This window comes from Pseudonocardia sp., assembly GCF_050246655.1.
GTDB lineage: Bacteria > Actinomycetota > Actinomycetes > Mycobacteriales > Pseudonocardiaceae > Pseudonocardia.
The window spans coordinates 122,118-138,348 of sequence record NZ_JBFWVQ010000003.1; the positions used below are offsets into that span (position 1 = coordinate 122,118).

The 16,231-nt window shown below is 74.8% G+C and carries 15 protein-coding genes; 8 read left to right on the forward strand and 7 right to left on the reverse strand.

Going from position 1 to position 16,231, the window contains the following annotated elements; all coding sequences use genetic code 11:
• Nucleotides 1-96 precede the first annotated feature (96 nt).
• Nucleotides 97-702, forward strand: coding sequence for a response regulator (locus tag AB7J25_RS02085; protein WP_428504437.1), 606 nt, complete (start codon nucleotides 97-99; stop codon nucleotides 700-702).
• Nucleotides 703-713: 11 nt separating this feature from the next.
• Here the strand turns inward: AB7J25_RS02085 and AB7J25_RS02090 are convergent, their stop codons facing one another.
• From AB7J25_RS02090 to AB7J25_RS02100, 3 genes are all read right to left on the reverse strand, one after another.
• Nucleotides 714-1,934 (reverse strand): low temperature requirement protein A, encoded by a 1,221-nt coding sequence (locus AB7J25_RS02090; RefSeq protein WP_428504363.1) that lies wholly within the window; start codon nucleotides 1,932-1,934, stop codon nucleotides 714-716.
• 85 nt (nucleotides 1,935-2,019) lie between these two features.
• Nucleotides 2,020-3,096 carry an HPP family protein gene (locus AB7J25_RS02095; protein ID WP_428504365.1) on the reverse strand — a complete coding sequence of 359 codons (1,077 nt, stop codon included), beginning with the start codon at nucleotides 3,094-3,096 and terminating at the stop codon, nucleotides 2,020-2,022.
• Between the two features lie 53 nt (nucleotides 3,097-3,149).
• Nucleotides 3,150-3,746, reverse strand: a complete 597-nt coding sequence (locus AB7J25_RS02100) for a TIGR03086 family metal-binding protein (RefSeq protein WP_428504367.1) — start codon at nucleotides 3,744-3,746, stop codon at nucleotides 3,150-3,152.
• Nucleotides 3,747-3,808: 62 nt separating this feature from the next.
• Between AB7J25_RS02100 and AB7J25_RS02105 the strand changes: the two genes are divergently transcribed.
• Nucleotides 3,809-4,774 (forward strand): helix-turn-helix transcriptional regulator, encoded by a 966-nt coding sequence (locus AB7J25_RS02105; protein ID WP_428504369.1) that lies wholly within the window; start codon nucleotides 3,809-3,811, stop codon nucleotides 4,772-4,774.
• A 99-nt stretch (nucleotides 4,775-4,873) separates the two neighbouring features.
• Here AB7J25_RS02105 and groL read toward each other — a convergent pair whose 3' ends face one another.
• Nucleotides 4,874-6,499: a chaperonin GroEL gene (gene groL / locus AB7J25_RS02110; RefSeq protein ID WP_428504371.1), complete on the reverse strand. Its 1,626-nt coding sequence runs from the start codon at nucleotides 6,497-6,499 to the stop codon at nucleotides 4,874-4,876.
• A gap of 238 nt (nucleotides 6,500-6,737) precedes the next feature.
• On the opposite strand from groL, the gene moeA reads away from it, so the two are divergent.
• The 4 genes from moeA (at nucleotide 6,738) to AB7J25_RS02130 (ending at nucleotide 12,617) form a co-directional block, all read left to right on the forward strand.
• The gene (moeA, locus tag AB7J25_RS02115) at nucleotides 6,738-7,976 is read left to right on the forward strand and encodes a molybdopterin molybdotransferase MoeA (RefSeq protein ID WP_428504373.1); all 1,239 of its coding nucleotides are present in this window, start codon (nucleotides 6,738-6,740) and stop codon (nucleotides 7,974-7,976) included.
• 439 nt (nucleotides 7,977-8,415) lie between these two features.
• Complete coding sequence (locus AB7J25_RS02120) at nucleotides 8,416-9,078, forward strand: phosphatidylserine decarboxylase (protein ID WP_428504375.1); 663 nt, start codon at nucleotides 8,416-8,418, stop codon at nucleotides 9,076-9,078.
• Between the two features lie 5 nt (nucleotides 9,079-9,083).
• Entirely contained in the window at nucleotides 9,084-10,028 is a 945-nt protein-coding gene (locus AB7J25_RS02125; RefSeq protein ID WP_428504377.1) for a CDP-alcohol phosphatidyltransferase family protein, read from the forward strand.
• Nucleotides 10,029-10,232: 204 nt separating this feature from the next.
• On the forward strand, nucleotides 10,233-12,617 hold the full coding sequence (locus AB7J25_RS02130; protein ID WP_428504439.1) for an AAA family ATPase: 2,385 nt from the start codon (nucleotides 10,233-10,235) through the stop codon (nucleotides 12,615-12,617).
• On the opposite strand, the gene AB7J25_RS02135 is transcribed toward AB7J25_RS02130, so the two are convergent.
• Complete coding sequence (locus AB7J25_RS02135; RefSeq protein ID WP_428504379.1) at nucleotides 12,618-13,226, reverse strand: LytR C-terminal domain-containing protein; 609 nt, start codon at nucleotides 13,224-13,226, stop codon at nucleotides 12,618-12,620. It lies immediately after the preceding gene.
• 54 nt (nucleotides 13,227-13,280) lie between these two features.
• Nucleotides 13,281-13,583 (reverse strand): DUF3263 domain-containing protein, encoded by a 303-nt coding sequence (locus AB7J25_RS02140; protein ID WP_428504381.1) that lies wholly within the window; start codon nucleotides 13,581-13,583, stop codon nucleotides 13,281-13,283.
• A 153-nt stretch (nucleotides 13,584-13,736) separates the two neighbouring features.
• Here AB7J25_RS02140 and AB7J25_RS02145 point away from each other — a divergent pair, with 153 nt between their 5' ends.
• Entirely contained in the window at nucleotides 13,737-14,309 is a 573-nt protein-coding gene (locus tag AB7J25_RS02145; protein ID WP_428504383.1) for a peptide deformylase, read from the forward strand.
• Between the two features lie 46 nt (nucleotides 14,310-14,355).
• Complete coding sequence (locus AB7J25_RS02150) at nucleotides 14,356-15,261, forward strand: S1C family serine protease (RefSeq protein ID WP_428504385.1); 906 nt, start codon at nucleotides 14,356-14,358, stop codon at nucleotides 15,259-15,261.
• Here AB7J25_RS02150 and AB7J25_RS02155 read toward each other — a convergent pair.
• Entirely contained in the window at nucleotides 15,258-16,223 is a 966-nt protein-coding gene (locus AB7J25_RS02155; protein WP_428504387.1) for a helix-turn-helix transcriptional regulator, read from the reverse strand. The two genes, AB7J25_RS02150 and AB7J25_RS02155, sit on opposite strands and share 4 nt — an antisense overlap.
• Between the last annotated feature and the right edge of the window lie 8 nt (nucleotides 16,224-16,231).

Genomic DNA, 16,231 nt, shown 5'->3' on the forward strand with positions numbered 1-16,231 from the left:
CACATACCGTGGGGCGGCGGCACCCACCGTCTGCGGGTTGTGTGACCGTGCTGCGGTGTGTGCGACGGGAGTCCGCCCGTGACGGCCGCCCGCGTCATGGTCGTCGACGACCATCCCGTCGTCCGGGACGGGGTGGTGCTCCTCCTGCGCGGCGACCCGGGCCTCACCGTCGTCGGCTCCGCCGAGAGCGGTCGCAACGCCCTCGAACGCGCCCCCGTGCTCCGTCCGGACATCGTGCTGCTGGACCTGCGCCTGCCCGACATGCTCGCCCCCGAGGTCGTCGCCGGGCTGCGCGAGCGCTGCCCCGCGGCGCGCGTCGTCGTCTTCACCGCGCACGGCGACCACCACGGCGTGCAGGCCGCACTCGACGCGGGCGCGCACGGTGCCCTGCTCAAGGACGCCGCGGCCACCGACCTCGTCGCGGCCCTGCGCAGCGTGCTGCGCGGTGAACGGGTGGCCGATCCGCGGATGAGCACGGACCCGGCCGACCGCCAGGCGGCGCTGGACCGCAGTGGCCTCACCCGCCGCGAGTACGAGGTGCTCCGGCTCGCCGCGCAGGGCCGCACGAACCCCGAGATCGCGAGGAGCACGGGGCTCGCCCGCAACACCGTCAAGACCTACCTGCAGGCGGCCCTGCACAAGCTGGGCGCCCGCAACCGCGTCGAGGCCATCGGGAAGGCGAGCGAGGCGGGCCTGCTGTAGCCCGGGCGGCATCACCCCTCGTGCTCCTCATGGCGGACCGTGTGCCGCGCCTCCGCGTACCGGTGTGCCTCGTAGGCGATCATGGTGCACAGCACCGCGGCGAGCAGCGCCAGCGTGACGATGGCCGGCAGGAACCAGGCCACCGGCAGGAGCGCCACGAGCACCGCGATCGTCACCAGCCGTACCGGGCTCACCTGCCCCGCCACGTACCGGAGGAACCCGGCGTGCCCTGCCAGGTACAGCACTGTGCCGCCGAGGAGGGCGATCAGCGACACCCCGTACAGCGGGTCGCTCAGGTGGTGTCCGGAGTCGCCCGCGATGTAGTTCATCGCCTTCTTCAGCCCGAGCGCCAGCAGGATGATGCCGATCATCATCGGCAGGTGCAGGAACGTGTACCCGCCGCGGGCGATGCGGATCCGCTCCTCGCCCTCAGCCGCCGCGAACGCCCGCTCCGTCACCAGCGCCGTGACGTCGAAGTAGGCCCACCAGAGCGCTCCGACGACGGCCAGCCCGAGCGCGGAGGCGGCGATGATCGGCCAGGAGATCGGCAGGTTCACGACGCCGACCCCGATCGAGACGATGCTCTCCCCGAGCGCCACGATGATGATGAGCCCGTGCCGCTCGGCGAACTGCGTCGGCGAGTGGATCCGCCACTGGTTGCCGGACACCCGGGTGCCGGCGAGGTCGCCCAGCAGGGCCACGGCCCACAGCACCGTCTGCGTCGTGCCCTCCGTCTGGGCGGCCACGAGCAGCATGATCGTTCCCCAGGCCGTCGGAACCGCGAAGCGCACGAGCTGCGAGCGCAGCTGTGGGTCCTCGCGACTGGCCAGCCAGAACATGCCGATGTGGACGACCCTCGCAGCGAAGTAGCAGGCCGCGAACACCGCCGGCCCGTACAGGCCGCCCGGGATGTCCACGAACGCCTCGGGGATCGTCAGCGCCGCCACGAACATGACGGCCATCGCGAGGAACATCCCGACCCGGACCGCGCCCTCGTCCGCCTTCACGACATTGCACAGCCAGGCGAAGCCGACCCAGCTCCACCAGAGGATCACGACGATCAGCACCCCGCGCACGACGTTCTCGGTGGTCGGCGCGCCCACGCCCTTCGCCATCCACGCGGTGACCTGCGTCAGCGCGAACACGAAGACCAGGTCGAAGAACAGCTCCAGGGTCGTCACGGGGGCGGAGCGCTCGACCGCCTCCATCCTTCCCCGCCGCGGCGGCACCATGGGCCAGATCGTGCCCGACGGATCGTGCCGGCGTCGACAACTCGCGATCGTGAGCGCCGACGGATGCTGCGAGGCGCGCCACCACTCAGCCGGCGACGATCGCCCGGTTCAGCACGGCGATCAGCTCCGCGCGGGTGACGAGACCGGCGAGCCGCCCCTCGTCGTCGACGACGGGGAGGTGGCGCAGGCCGAGATCGGCCATCAGCGCGACCAGCCGCGCGACCGGTGTGTCCGTCCCGACCGTGGTGACCGGGCTGCTCATCACGGTCGCCACCGGGTCGAGGTTGACCAGGTCCAGGTTGAACAGGTCGTACACGGTCACGATGCCCACGACCCGGTGCTCGTCGTCGATCACCGGCAGGGCCTTGACCCGGTGCTGCTCCATGAGCAGCCGGGCGCGGTAGATCGACTCCGTGGGACGCAGCGTGCGCACGTCGCGGACCATCACGTCGCCGCAGCGCAGCCGGCCGAGGCGCCGGTCCAGCGCCTGGGTCTCGGCCTCGCGCACGAGCGTGGCGACGTCGCCCGGAAGCACGTCGAGGCCCTGGTCGAGGCGCGCCATGGCCTCGCGGATGTCGTCGATGCCGATGCCGACCCGCTGGGTCGGGGCCGACGATGGTGGCGGCGCCGGGACGTGCGGGTACGGGCGTCCGGTGAGGTTGTTCACCAGCGCCCCGACGACGAGCAGGCACACCGTGTTGACCCCGACCGGCCACAGCGCGAACAGGTAGCCGTGCGCCGTCACCGCCGGGGCGCCGACGGCGGCGAACAGCGCGCAGGCCCCGCCCGGCGGATGCACGCAGCGCAGCAGCATCATCACGACGATCGCGGCCGCGACGGCCACCGACGCCGCGAGGGTGACGCCCGGGAGGAGCCGCCCTGCGGTGACCCCGACGAGCGTCGATGCGATGTTGCCCGCCAGCACCGGCCACGGCTGCGCCAGCGGGCTCGCCGGTGCGGCGAACAGCAGGACGGCCGTCGCGCCCATCGGGGCCACGATGTAGGGCAGGAGCGGCGGCCCACCGGGGACGAGCCGGGCCGTGAGCGCGGCGACCGCGATGCCGAGGAGCGCGCCGAGCCCGCCGCGCAGGAGGTCCGCGCGGCGGTAGCCGATCGGCGCAGGCCGCATCGACTCCAGCGCCGACGTCATCCAGGCACGCACGGGCCACCCCCTCCGGCGGGCCTGGTCGTCGGGTCGCCCGCAGCCGGCCGACCCTACGATCCGACGAGCGCCGGACGCGAGCGCCTGCCGCTCCAGTTGGCGAGCCGCTCCGTGGGGCCGGCGTCGGGCGCGGGCTCGACGGCCGGGTCGAACGGGAACCCCTCGCGCGGGCCGGCCGGGAGGTAGCGGCGCGCGGCGGCGAGCGTGGCCTCGGCGAGATCGGGGTCGGCCTCCGGGTCCTGGCCGGTGGCGACGGCCAGGTCCCAGGCGTGCACGACGGTCTCGTTGACGTAGCCCCACAGGGCATCGCGGCCGGCGACGTGGCCCCACGGCACCTCGACGGGCGCGTCGAGACGGGCGTCGTCGGACCACACCGTCCACATCCGCTCGGTGGCCTCGCGGTGGGCGTCGACCCACCCGTCGTCGGCCACCCCGGTGACGAACGACGGCACCGAGAAGGGCGGCTCGCCCGCGCCGACGACGCGGGCGCGGTCGACGGTGGCGAGCAGGTGGCTCAGCAGGGTGCGGACGTCGAAGTCGGCGCACGGCGTCGGGTCGCCGAGCTGGTCGGGGCGGACGGCGGCCATGAGCGCCCGGACGTGGACGAGAGCGCGGTCGTAGAAGGGGCGGGGATCGCTGTAGTCGGTCATGGCGCCACTCTCGTGCGCAAAGATGACATGTCCTGTCGTGTTTTCCTGGCACTCTGACGACCGTGCGCGCCGATCGCCTGCTGTCGCTCGTGCTGCTGCTGCGCCATCGCGGCCGGATGTCGGCGGCCGCGCTGGCCCGTGAGCTGGAGTGCTCCACCCGCACCGTGCTGCGCGACGTCGAGGCGCTCTCGGCCGCGGGCGTCCCCGTCTACGCCGAGCGGGGTCGGGCGGGCGGGTTCGCGCTGCTGCCGGGCTGGTCGACCGATCTCACCGGGCTCACGCTCGACGAGGCCCGGGCGCTGCTGGTCGCGGGGGCGCGGCCGGGTGTGGGGCCGGAGCTGGCGGCCGCCATGCGCAAGGTGGTGGCGGCCCTGCCGCAGGCGCAGCGCGAGGTCGCGACCACGGCCGCGGAACGGGTGCTCGTCAGCCCCGAGCGGATGCTGGGCACCGCCGATCCCGAGGACGTCAGCGCCCGGGCGCGCCTGCTCGCCGTCCAGCGGGCGGTGTTCGCGCGGCGCCGGTTGCGGCTGCGCTACGCCGCCCGGGGCGAGGAGCCGCGCTGGCGGACGGTCGACCCGGTCGGGCTGGTGGAGGCGGCGGGCCGCTGGTACCTGCTCGCCACCCGCGACGGCGAGGAGCGCACGTACCGCCTCTCGCGGGTGCGGGAGGTCGCGGAGCTCGACGAGCCCGCGGCGGGCCGGCCGGTCGACCTGCGGCATGCGTGGGCGGAGCGGCGCGACCGGTTCCGGGCGAGCCTGCCGCGGGTGCGTGTGCGGCTGCGGATCCTGCCCGAGCGGCGCGCGGCGCTGGCCGCGGTGGCGCGAGACGTCGACGCGCACGGCACCGACGCCGGCTGGGACGTACTGAGCTGCGACTTCGGCGACCTCCGCCACGCCGCGGGGGTGCTGTGGCAGCTGAGCCCGGACGTCGAGGCGCTGGACCCGCCCGAGCTGCGGGCGATGCTGGCGGAGCGGGCCGCGGGCACGGTGGCCCGCCACACCGACATGATCACCGGTTCCGAGACATGACCTGCACCGGCGCACCTCATGTCCCGCAACCAATGATCATGCCCGGAGACGCCGCAGGGGCGGCACCCGGCGAACCGGGTACCGCCCCTGCGGAAGGACTCAGAAGTCCATGCCGCCCATGTCGGGCGCGCCACCCGCCGGGGCCGGGGTCTTCTCCGGCTTGTCGGCGATGACGGCCTCGGTGGTGAGGAACAGGGCCGCGATGGACGCCGCGTTCTGCAGCGCCGAGCGCGTGACCTTGGCCGGGTCGATGATGCCGGCCTTGATCAGGTCCGTGTACTCACCGGTGGAGGCGTCGAGGCCCTCGCCCGCGGGGAGCGAGCGGACCCGCTCCGCCACGACGCCGCCCTCGAGGCCGGCGTTGACGGCGATCTGCTTGAGCGGGGCCTCCAGCGCGACCTTGACGATGTTCGCGCCGGTGGCCTCGTCGCCGTCGAGGCCAAGGCCCTCGAAGACGCCCGCGCCGGCCTGGATGAGGGCGACGCCGCCGCCGGCGACGATGCCCTCCTCGACGGCCGCCTTGGCGTTGCGGACGGCGTCCTCGATGCGGTGCTTGCGCTCCTTGAGCTCGACCTCGGTGGCGGCACCGGCCTTGATGACCGCGACCCCGCCCGCGAGCTTGGCCAGCCGCTCCTGCAGCTTCTCGCGGTCGTAGTCGGAGTCGGTCTTCTCGATCTCGTTGCGGATCTGGTTGACCCGGCCCGCGATCTGGTCGGCATCGCCCGCGCCGTCGACGATCGTGGTCTCGTCCTTGGAGACGACGACCTTGCGTGCGCGGCCGAGCAGCGTCAGGTCGGCGTTCTCCAGCTTGAGGCCGACCTTCTCCGAGATGACCTCGCCGCCGGTGAGGATGGCCATGTCGGCCAGCATCGCCTCGCGGCGGTCACCGAAGCCCGGGGCCTTCACGGCGACGGACTTGAACGTGCCGCGGATCTTGTTGACGACCAGGGTGGCCAGGGCCTCGCCCTCGACGTCCTCGGCGATCACGGCGAGCGGCTTGCCGGTCTGCATGACCTTCTCCAGCAGCGGGAGCAGGTCCTTGACCGTCGCGATCTTCGAGGAGACGAGTAGGACGTACGGGTCCTCGAGCTCGGCCTCCATGCGCTCGGCGTCGGTCACGAAGTAGGGCGAGATGTAGCCCTTGTCGAAGCGCATGCCCTCGGTGAGCTCGAGTTCGAGCCCGAAGGTCTGCGACTCCTCGACGGTGATGACGCCTTCCTTGCCGACCTTGTCCATGGCCTCGGCGATCAGGTCGCCGATCGCCTTGTCGGCGGCGGAGATCGACGCGGTGGCGGCGATCTGCTCCTTGGTCTCGACCTCCTTGGCGCTCTTCAGCAGCGCCTCGGAGACGGCCTCGACGGCCTTCTCGATACCACGCTTGAGGGCCATCGGGTTCGCACCCGCGGCCACGTTGCGCAGGCCCTCGCGGACCAGCGCCTGCGCCAGGACCGTCGCGGTGGTGGTGCCGTCACCCGCGATGTCGTCGGTCTTCTTGGCGACCTCCTTGACGAGCTCGGCCCCGATCTTCTCCCACGGGTCCTCGAGCTCGATCTCCTTGGCGATGCTCACACCATCGTTGGTGATGGTGGGGGCACCCCACTTCTTCTCCAGCACGACGTTGCGGCCGCGCGGGCCCAGCGTCACGCGGACGGCGTCGGCGAGGACGTTCATGCCGCGCTCGAGCCCGCGGCGTGCCTCCTCGTCGAAAGCGATCATCTTCGCCATGGGGAAGTGTTCCTCCGTAGGGGGACGACTCGTCGGGCCCGCGCCCGCGACGGACGGCCGGCAACCCTGCGCCGGCCTCGCCGACCCGACACTGACGATCTGCTTGGCACTCGAACACGACGAGTGCCAGTCGGATGCCACTGCCGGTTCTAGCACTCGGGTCGGGCGAGTGCAAGTTCGCTCGCAGGGCTGCGCCCGGTGGGTCGTCCGCGGCGCCGTCCGGGCAGGATGGGGGGCCGTGACGAGCACCGCGAAGGCCGCCCGGACCGTCGACGAGCACCGCGCGGCGGTGGCCGCCCTCCTCCCCCCGATGCCGCTGGAGGACGTGCCGCTGGCCCGCGCGCGGGGCCGGGTGCTCGGCGCGGACGTCGTGGCCGCGGTGGCGCTGCCGTCGTTCGACAACTCCGCCATGGACGGCTACGCCGTGCGCGCCGCGGAGATCGCGGGAGCGGTCGCCGGGGCGCCCGTCGAGCTACCCGTCGCGGCGGACATCCCGGCGGGCCGTACGGACGTCCCGGTGCTGGAGCCGGGCACCGCCCACCGGATCATGACGGGCGCGCCGCTCCCGGAGGGCGCGGACGCCGTCGTGATGGTGGAGCTCACCGACGGCGGCACGCAGCGGGTGCGGATCGCCGAGGCCGTCCCCGCCGGCACCGCGGTGCGCCGGGCGGGGGAGGACGTCCGGGTGGGCGACACCGTCCTCGCTGCGGGCACGGTGCTCGGTGCGCCGCAGATCGGGGTGGCGGCCGCCGTCGGCCTCGCGACGCTGCCCGTGCGCCGCCGCCCGCTCGTCCTGGTGCTGTCGACGGGTTCGGAGCTCGTCGCGCCGGGCACGCCGCTCCAGCCGGGGCAGATCTACGAGTCGAACGGGCCGATGCTCGCCGCGGCGGTCGAGGAGGCGGGCGGTGCGGCGGAGCTGCTGCGGTTCGTCCCGGACGACGTCGAGGAGTTCACGCAGCGGCTGGCGGGCCGTCTCGTGCGCGGGGACGTCGACCTCGTCCTCACCTCGGGAGGGGTGAGCGCGGGCGCCTACGAGGTCGTGAAGGACGCGTTCACGGGCCGCGGCGTGCACTTCGTGCGCGTCGGGATGCAGCCGGGCGGTCCGCAGGGTGCGGGTCGGTTCCGGGTCGATGCCGCGGACGTGGGAGTCGTGACGCTGCCGGGCAACCCGGTGAGCTCGCAGGTGTCGTTCGAGGTGTTCGTCCGCCCGGCGCTGCGGGCCGCGCTCGGGCACCCGCACGTGCTGCGTCCCGTCGTCAGCGCCGCGCTCGCGGAGAAGCTCGTGTCGATCCCGGGCAAGCGGCAGTTCCGCAGGGGCCTGCTGGACGCGGTGACGGGCGAGGTACGCGAGATCGGCGGGCCGGCGTCGCACCTGCTGGGGTCGCTGGCCCGCGCGGAGTGCTTCGTGGTGCTCCCGGAGGAGGTCACCGAGGTCGCGGCCGGTACGCCGGTCGAGGTCTGGCTGCTGGACGGGTGAACGCACCCGAGGGTAATGTGGTACAGGTCACACACGGAACCTGCAACATCCGGAGGCGGCGGAGCGTCGTACCAGATGAAGGTTCGGCCGTTCGGTGCAGATTGGCGGCATCCTTGCCGGTGATCTGGACGAACGTAGGAGCGCTGAGGATACTGTCCGGCGTGGCTGGGTAACCAGGCACCGGATCAAAAAGGCCTACCGCCCGTCGCTGGGGAGCGGACGAGCGGTTCCACGGCCGGGGTCGTCGTCTCGGGGGATGACGGCCCCGGCCCTTTTTGTGTCCCGGATCTGCACCGGACGGCCCGATCAGCACCCTCGATGATCGGCGGGCCCGGCCGCGACGGGCCGGCGAGTGCGCGTAGCGTAGCGGCCCGTGCGCCACGAGACGCCTCCGGCCGACCTCTCCGGCGTGTCCCCTCCGGGGATCTCGCCGACCCACATGGCCAGGCTGATCCGCGCGGCGATCCCCCCGATGCACCCCGGCGGACGCCCGATCGTCGCTGCCGTCGGCGGGGTCGCCACCGCGTTGTGCCTGGTGACGGGCCGGGGTGCGCTGCTCGGTGCGCTCGCCACCGCCGCCACCGCCGCGTTCTTCCGCAACCCCCACCGGGTGCCCCCGCCCCTCGACGGCGTCGTCCTCGCGCCGGCGGACGGCACCGTCGCGACGATCGAGGACGTCGTCCCGCCGCCCGAGCTCGACCTCCCCCGCGAGAAGGCGCCGCGGGTCAGCGTCTTCCTCTCGGTGCTGGACGTGCACACCCAGCGCGTGCCGCTGGACGGCCGCGTCGTCGACGTCGAGTACCGGCCGGGTGCGTTCCTGTCGGCCGACCTGGACAAGGCCAGCGAGGACAACGAGCGCAACGCCGTCCTCTTCGAGGCCGAGGACGGCACGCGGATCGGGGTCGTCCAGATCGCGGGGCTCATCGCCCGGCGCATCGTGTGCGACGTCCGCCCCGGAGCCGAGGTCGCCGCGGGTGAGACCTTCGGGCTCATCCGGTTCGGCTCGCGCGTCGACACCTACCTGCCCGCCGGGGCGCGGGTCACGGTCGCGACGGGGCAGCGCGCCGTCGGCGGCGAGACCGTCCTGGCCGAGCTGCCCTGATCACCATGCCCGCCACCTACCCCTCGCAGGTGCGGCTGCTGCCCAACGCCGTCACCGTCCTCGCGTTGTGCGCGGGCCTGTCCGCGGTGCAGTTCGCGCTCGCCGGCAACTACCCGCTGTGCGTCGCGTCCGTCGGCGTCGCCGCGCTCTGCGACGCCCTCGACGGGCGGCTGGCCCGCCTTCTCGACGCCACCAGCCGCATCGGCGCGGAGCTGGACTCGCTGGCGGACCTGGTCTCCTTCGGGGTCTCGCCCGCGCTCATCCTCTACATCTGGCAGCGCGACGACGCCGGGCGCTTCGGCTGGATGGTCGCGCTCGTGTTCGCGGTGTGCATGGCGCTGCGGCTCGCCCGGTTCAACACGCTGATGGACGAGCCCGATCCGTACCCGTTCAGCAAGGAGTTCTTCGTCGGCGTCCCCGCGCCGGCGGCGGCGCTCGTGGCGGGCACCCCGCTCTACCTGTACCTGCACTTCGGCGAGGGCTGGTGGTCGGCCGCGCCGCTGGTCGGGGCGTGGGCGCTGGTCGTCGCCGTGCTGATGGTGAGCCGCCTGCCCACGCTCTCGCTGAAGTCGCTGCGCGTGCCACCGCGGCTCATCGCGCCGCTGCTCGGCCTGGTCGCCGTCGCGGCCGCGGTGCTGTTCACCGCGCCGTTCCTCGGGCTCGCCACCGTGTCGGTCGCGTACGTGCTGTTCCTGCCGTACACGCTCTACCGCTACCGGTGGCTCGCCCGGCATCCGGAGGCCTGGGACGTGCCGATCCGGGAGCGCCGCGCCGTCGCCCGCGCCGCCCGCTCGGCGCGCAGGCTCGGGTTGCGCCCGCCCCTGCGGCGCCGGGTCGCGGGCCGGGCCAGCGCGATGGCGCGGGCGGTGCGCCGCCGCGGCGAGACCAACGGGACGCCCCTCGCCGGCGACGAGGCCCGCCGCCGGACGCGGCTGCGGCGCCGGCGGTAGCGCAGCACCAGGGTCCCGCGCGGCCCCGGTTCTCCCGCGTCTCCCGCGCGAACGGCCCCTATGGGAAGACCTACTTCCCGTACGGGCCGTTCGCGCGGGAGCGGTTGCGCGTTCGGGCCGTTCGCACGGCGGCGGTTGCGCGTTCGGGCCGTTGGCCGGGTGCGCCGGGGCCGAGCCGCTAGCGTCTGCGCCGTGAGCACCCCGATGATCACGCTGGTCGCCCGGCTCGCCGCCTCCGCCGCGGACGCGCGCCGTGGCGTCGTGCGGCTGCACCCCGAGGTGCTCGACGCGCTCGGCCTGGAGGCCTGGGACGCCGTCGGCCTCACCGGCACCCGGGTGACGACGGCACTCGCCGCGCCCGCCCCGGCCGGGGCTCCGGCGGGCCAGGCCACCTTCGACGACGTGACACTGTCCAACGCCGGCCTCACGGACGGCGCGAGTGTCGCGGTGGCGCCGGCGCGGGTGCAGCCCGCACGGCAGGTGCTCCTCGCCGGGTCGCGGCTCGCCCGCGCCGCGTTGGCGCCGGAGACGGTGCGGCTCGCACTGCTGGGCAAGGTCATCATGGTCGGGGACGCGGTGTCGCTCCTGCCGCAGGATCTCGAACCCGCTGCGGGACTGGACGTCCCTGCGGCGCGGGCGCGGCTCTCCGGTGCCGTCGGCAGCGCGTGGACGAGCGAGCTGCTCACGGTGGCGGTCGCGGAGCCCGAGGGCGCGGTGGCGGTCGTGCCGTCGACGGTCGTCGGCTGGCAGGGCGGGCCGGTGACCGGGTCCGTCGCCCCCGACGCGCGAACGGCCCGTACGGGAGATAGGTCTTCCCACACGGGCCGTTCGCTCGGGGGAGCGAGCGGGAGTGGCGTGCCCGGGCTTCGCGGACGGGGCGGGCCGGGCAGTCCCGGGGGTGGGCAGGGAGGCCACGGCAGCGAACCGGCCGGGGACGCGCCGCCCGGCGCTGCCGCGGGCCGGGGTGGGCCAGCGGCCGAGCCGCGGCCGGGTGGCCCCGAGCCCGTCCTCGCGATCGACGAGCTGATCGGCAACGTTGAGCCCGCCCGCCGCCTCGTCGAATGGCTCGACCTCACCCTGCGCCGCCCCGAGCTGCTCGTCCGGCTCGGCGGCGAGGCCCGCCTCGGGGTGCTGCTCGTCGGCCCCGAGGGCGCGGGCAAGGCGACCCTCGTGCGCAGCGCCGCGGCGGCCGTCGAGGCCGGTGTCGTGGAGCTCGCCGCCCCCGCGGCTGCCGCGCTCGAACCCGGCGCAGCGTCCGCCCGCGTCCACGAGGCGACGGCCGCCGCCAGGAGCGCGGCGATGCGCGGGGAGCGAGCCGTCCTTCTCGTCACCGACGTCGAGGCGCTGCTGCCCTCGGCAGCCCCCACCCCGCTCGGCACGCTCGCCCTGGACGCGCTGCGCGCCGCCGTCGCCACGCCGGGTGTCGCGCTGGTCGCGACATCGGCGGCACCGGAGTCGGTCGACGCGCGGCTGCGGGCGCCCGATCTCGCGGACCGTGAGCTGAGCATCGGGCTGCCCGACGCCCGCACCCGCGCGGAGCTGCTGCGCCGCCTGCTCGCCTCCGTCCCGCTCGCCGAGGGCGTGGATCTCGCCGCGGTGGCCGACCGCACGCCGGGCTTCGTCGTCGCCGATCTCGCCGCCGTCCGCCGCGAGGCCGCCGTGCGCGCCGCGCTGCGCCACGCCGCCGGGACGGACGGGGCCCGCATCTCCCAGCAGGATCTTCTCGACGCCGTCGCGTCCGTCCGGCCGATCTCGATGTCCACGGAAGCGACGCTCAACACCGGTGGCATCACGCTGGACCAGGTCGGCGACATGGCAGAGGTGAAGCAGGCCCTCACCGAGGCCGTGCTGTGGCCGCTTCAGTACCCGGACTCGTTCGCCCGCCTCGGAGTCGCCGCGCCGCGTGGCGTGCTCGTGTACGGCCCGCCCGGGTGCGGCAAGACGTTCCTGCTGCGGGCGCTCGCCGGCACCGGGCGGCTCAACGTGCTCGCCGTGAAGGGCGCGGAGCTGCTCGACAAGTACGTGGGGGAGTCCGAGCGGGCCGTCCGGGAGCTGTTCCGCCGTGCCGCCGACGCCGCGCCAGCGCTGGTGTTCCTCGACGAGGTGGACGCCCTCGCGCCGCGGCGCGGCCAGTCCTCCGACGCCGGGGTGACGGACCGCGTGGTCGCCGCCCTGCTCACCGAGCTGGACGGGACGGAGCCCCTGCGCGACGTCGTGGTCGTCGGTGCGACGAACCGCCCGGAGCTGATCGACCCGGCCCTGCTGCGACCCGGACGCCTCGAGCGGCTCATCTACGTCCCGCCGCCGGACGCCGCCGCCCGCGCCGACATCCTGCGGGCCGCGGGCCGCAACACCCCGCTCGCCGCGGACGTCGACCTGGACGCGCTGGGTGCCGAGCTGGAGGGCTACTCCGCCGCGGACTGCGCCGCCGTGCTGCGGGAGGCGGCGCTCACCGCGATGCGCGCCGACCGGGACGCCGCCGAGGTGACCGCGGCCCATCTCGCCGCGGCGCGCGAGGTGGTGCCGCCGTCGCTGGACCCGCTGCAGCTCGCGACGCTGGAGGCGTACGCCTCGCGCCGCATGGACTGATCAGCCGCCGAACTCGCGGGTGACGATGACGACGAGGTTGTCGCCGCCGAACTGCAGCCCGCTGAACCCGGGCCGCGCCCGAATACCGAACTCGCGCGCCAGCGTCTCGGCGGCGGCCTCGCTGCCCGGCTGGTAGTAGACCGTGCTCGTCGGGATGACCCCCGAGCTGTAGTTGCCCACCGCCGTGACCTGCCAGCCCGCCGCCCGGAAGTCCGCGGCGGCCTGCTCGGCGAGCCCGCTGACCCGGCTGTTGTTGTAGACCCGCAGCGGCGCCTTGACCGGGGTGGCCGCGTTGTCCGGCGCGGTCTCGGGCGTGTACGGCGCGATCGGCTCCTCGGCCGGAGCCGTAGTCGGCGCGGGCGGCGCGGGCGGCGTGGTGGGTGGGGGCGGCGGAGGAGCGGCGGACGGGTCCACCGGCGGGGGTGTGACCGGCGCGGGCTCGACGGGGGCCGCGGAGCTGGCGGACGCGAGCGCCTGGTCGCCTGCGGAGTCGCCGCCCGTGGCCAGGGTGAACAGGCCCCCGAGCGCGGCGACGACGGCGACCCCGACCAGCGCCAGTCCGCCGATGCGCAGAGCCGACGATCCGCCGGACGGTGCGGGTGACGTCACGAGAACCCCCTGGAGAGAGACACACGCCGTAACCGAGCGCGGATCATCGTGCGCCTACCAGGGCTCGATTCCCAGGCGACGCGCCGCACGGGTACGGGCACGACCCGATCGCAGGCGCCGGAGCCGCTTGACGAGCAGCGGGTCCGCCTCCAGCGCGGCGGGCTTGTCGAGGATGGCGTTGAGGACCTGGTAGTACCGCGTGGCCGACAGGTCGAACAGCTCGCGGACGGCCTGCTCCTTGGCACCCGCGTACTTCCACCACTGGCGCTCGAAGGCCAGAATCTCCTGCTCCCGCAGGGTGAGCCCCTCGGTCGCGCCCGTGGAGTGTTCGTGGCGGGGCTGCGTGGCGGACGGCATCGACGGACCTCCTCGCGACCGGCTCCCCGGCCCCCCTGCGCGGCCGCGGAATTACACCGGTGTCATTCGAAGGCGATTGAACCACGGCGGCCCGACGAAACCCCGGCGCCGCAGCGGGAGAGGGTCCGGTCGGTGACGGACTAGAGTCCGGACGTGACCGTCCGCCCGATCCGCATCGTCGGCGATCCCGTGCTGCACGCTCCCACGAGACCCGTCACGGACTTCGACGACACGCTGCGCACCCTCGTGGAGGACATGCTCGAGACGATGGCCGCCGCCGAGGGGGTGGGCCTTGCCGCCAACCAGGTGGGGATCGACCTGCGCCTGTTCGTCATGGACTGCCCGGACGAGGAGACCGGGCAGCGGGTGCGCGCCGTCGTCGTCAACCCCGTGCTGGAGACCTCGCCGCGCCCCGAGACGATGCCCGATCCCGAGGAGGACGAGGAGGGCTGCCTCTCCGTGCCCGGCGAGGCGTTCCCCACCGGCCGTGCCGAGTGGGCTCGGGTCACGGGCGTGGACGCGGCCGGGGAGCCGGTGACGGTGCAGGGCCGCGGGTTCCTCGCGCGGTGCCTGCAGCACGAGGTCGACCACCTCGACGGCCTCGTGTACACCGACCGGCTGGTGGGCCGCAACCGGCGCGCGGCGCTGAAGGCGCTGCGGCGCAACGGCTGGGGGCGGCCCGGGCTCTCGTGGGATCCGTCGACGCAGGACGCGGTGGAGGTCTGACGCGTACGCTCGAAATCCTGAAAGTGTGTAATCGGGAGGTCGGGCCGTGGAGGAGCTGGACGCCTACTCGCGCGCGGTGAGTGCCGTCGCGGCCGAGCTGACCGGGCGGGTGGCCGCGGTGCGGTCCGGGCGGGGCAGTGGCTCGGCGGTCGTCGTCGAACCCGGGGTGCTGGTGACGAACGCGCACGTCGTCGGGGACTCCCGCCGCGGCCGCGTCGAGTTCGTGGACGGCGCGGGCGCGGACGTCGCGGTGGCGGGCGCGGACCCGCTGTCGGACCTCGCCGTGCTGCGCGCCCCCCGTGACGCGCTGCCGCAGCCCGCGCGGCTCGGGGACGCCGACTCCCTCGTCGTGGGCCAGCTCGTCGTCGCGGTCGGCAACCCGCTGGGGCTCGCCGGGTCGGTGACGGCCGGTGTGGTGAGCGCGCTCGGGCGCGCGCTGCCCACCCGCAGCGGGCGGGCGGCGCGCGTGGTCGAGGACGTCATCCAGACCGACGCCGCGCTGAACCCGGGCAACTCCGGTGGCGCCCTCGCCGACTCGAGCGGGCGGGTCGTCGGGATCAACACCGCGGTCGCCGGGGTGGGCCTCGGGCTCGCCGTTCCCGTCAACGCCACCACGCGGCGGATCATCAGGACGTTGCTCGCCGACGGTCGGGTGCGCCGGGCCTACCTGGGCGTCGTCGGGGCGCCCGCACCGGTGCCCGCCGCCGTCGCGGACCGCCACGGCCGGCGCAGCGGGCTCCGCCTGGCCGAGGTGATCGCCGGGAGCCCGGCCGCGCGGGCCGGGCTGCGGGCGGGCGACCTCGTGCTCGACGTGGGCCGCAGGCCGGTCGAGAACGCCCAGGGCATCCAGCGGCAGCTCTTCGACGAGGCCATCGGGGTGCCGCTGCCGGTCACCGTCCTGCGCAACGGCGCGATGGTGGACGTCGTGGCGGTGCCGACCGAGCTGGGTTAGCCCGCGGCGCGCGTGAACCGCTCGCCCCACTCCCGGGCGAGCTCGGCCAGCTCCGGCGGGTTGCGCACCTCGAAGTCCGCGCCGACGCCGCCGAGGGCGAACAGCGGCCAGTCCAGGGAGTCCACCGTCATCCGCATCACGCAGCGCTGCGAGCCGTCCTCGCCGTCCGCCGGCGTGATCTCCGCCCAGCGGCCGATGTGCCCGCGGACCCGGTCGGCCGGCGCGTGCACCAGCACGTCGACGGTGTACGCGGCGGGGATGTTGCGCATCCCGGCCCGGACGAAGGTGGCCGCGTCCTCGGCGGGCAGCTCGCGCGGCCGGAACCGGGCGCCGGTGCGGTGCGGCTCGGTGAGCCGGTCCAGGCGGAAGCTGCGCCAGTCGTGGCGGTGCAGGTCGTAGGCGACGAGGTACCAGCGCCTGCCCAACGCGACCAGCCGGTGCGGCTCGGCGAGGCGCTGCGTGCGCGCGCCGTCGGCCGCGGTGTAGCCGAACTCGAGGCGCTCGGCGTCCCGGCAGGCCTGGGCCACGACGGTGAGCGCGGCCGGGTCGACCGCCGGGCCGCCGCCGAACGACACCGGCTCGGTCACCGCGCGCAGCGTCTCCACCCGCCGGCGCAGCTTCGGCGGCATCACCTGCACGATCTTCGCCAGCGCCCGGACCGACGACTCGGCGATGCCCGCGACGCCGCCCTGCGCCGCAGCCTGCAGCCCGACGGCGAGCGCGACGGCCTCCTCGTCGTCGACGACCAGCGGGGGCAGCGCAGCGCCTGCCGCGAGCTGGTAGCCCCCGTCCACCCCGCGCTGGGCCTCGACGGGATAGCCGAGCTCGCGCAGGCGGTCGACGTCGCGCCGCAGCGTCCGCACGGAGACGCCGAGCCGGTCCGCCAGCTCCGAGCCGGGCCAGTAGCGGTGCGTCTGCAGCAGGGAGAGCAGCCGCAGCGTCCGGGAGCTGGTGTTGGCCATGGATCCGA

What these genes read in the sequence shown, in the direction of transcription:
- AB7J25_RS02090 (WP_428504363.1), bottom strand. Translation starts at nt 1,934, where the DNA reads ATGGTGCCGCCGCGGCGGGGAAGGATGGAGGCGGTCGAGCGCTCCGCC.
- AB7J25_RS02085 (WP_428504437.1), top strand. Translation starts at nt 97, where the DNA reads ATGGTCGTCGACGACCATCCCGTCGTCCGGGACGGGGTGGTGCTCCTC.
- groL (WP_428504371.1), bottom strand. Translation starts at nt 6,499, where the DNA reads ATGGCGAAGATGATCGCTTTCGACGAGGAGGCACGCCGCGGGCTCGAG.
- AB7J25_RS02120 (WP_428504375.1), top strand. Translation starts at nt 8,416, where the DNA reads ATGGCCAGGCTGATCCGCGCGGCGATCCCCCCGATGCACCCCGGCGGA.
- AB7J25_RS02140 (WP_428504381.1), bottom strand. Translation starts at nt 13,583, where the DNA reads ATGCCGTCCGCCACGCAGCCCCGCCACGAACACTCCACGGGCGCGACC.
- AB7J25_RS02155 (WP_428504387.1), bottom strand. Translation starts at nt 16,223, where the DNA reads ATGGCCAACACCAGCTCCCGGACGCTGCGGCTGCTCTCCCTGCTGCAG.
- AB7J25_RS02100 (WP_428504367.1), bottom strand. Translation starts at nt 3,746, where the DNA reads ATGACCGACTACAGCGATCCCCGCCCCTTCTACGACCGCGCTCTCGTC.
- AB7J25_RS02130 (WP_428504439.1), top strand. Translation starts at nt 10,233, where the DNA reads ATGATCACGCTGGTCGCCCGGCTCGCCGCCTCCGCCGCGGACGCGCGC.
- AB7J25_RS02125 (WP_428504377.1), top strand. Translation starts at nt 9,084, where the DNA reads ATGCCCGCCACCTACCCCTCGCAGGTGCGGCTGCTGCCCAACGCCGTC.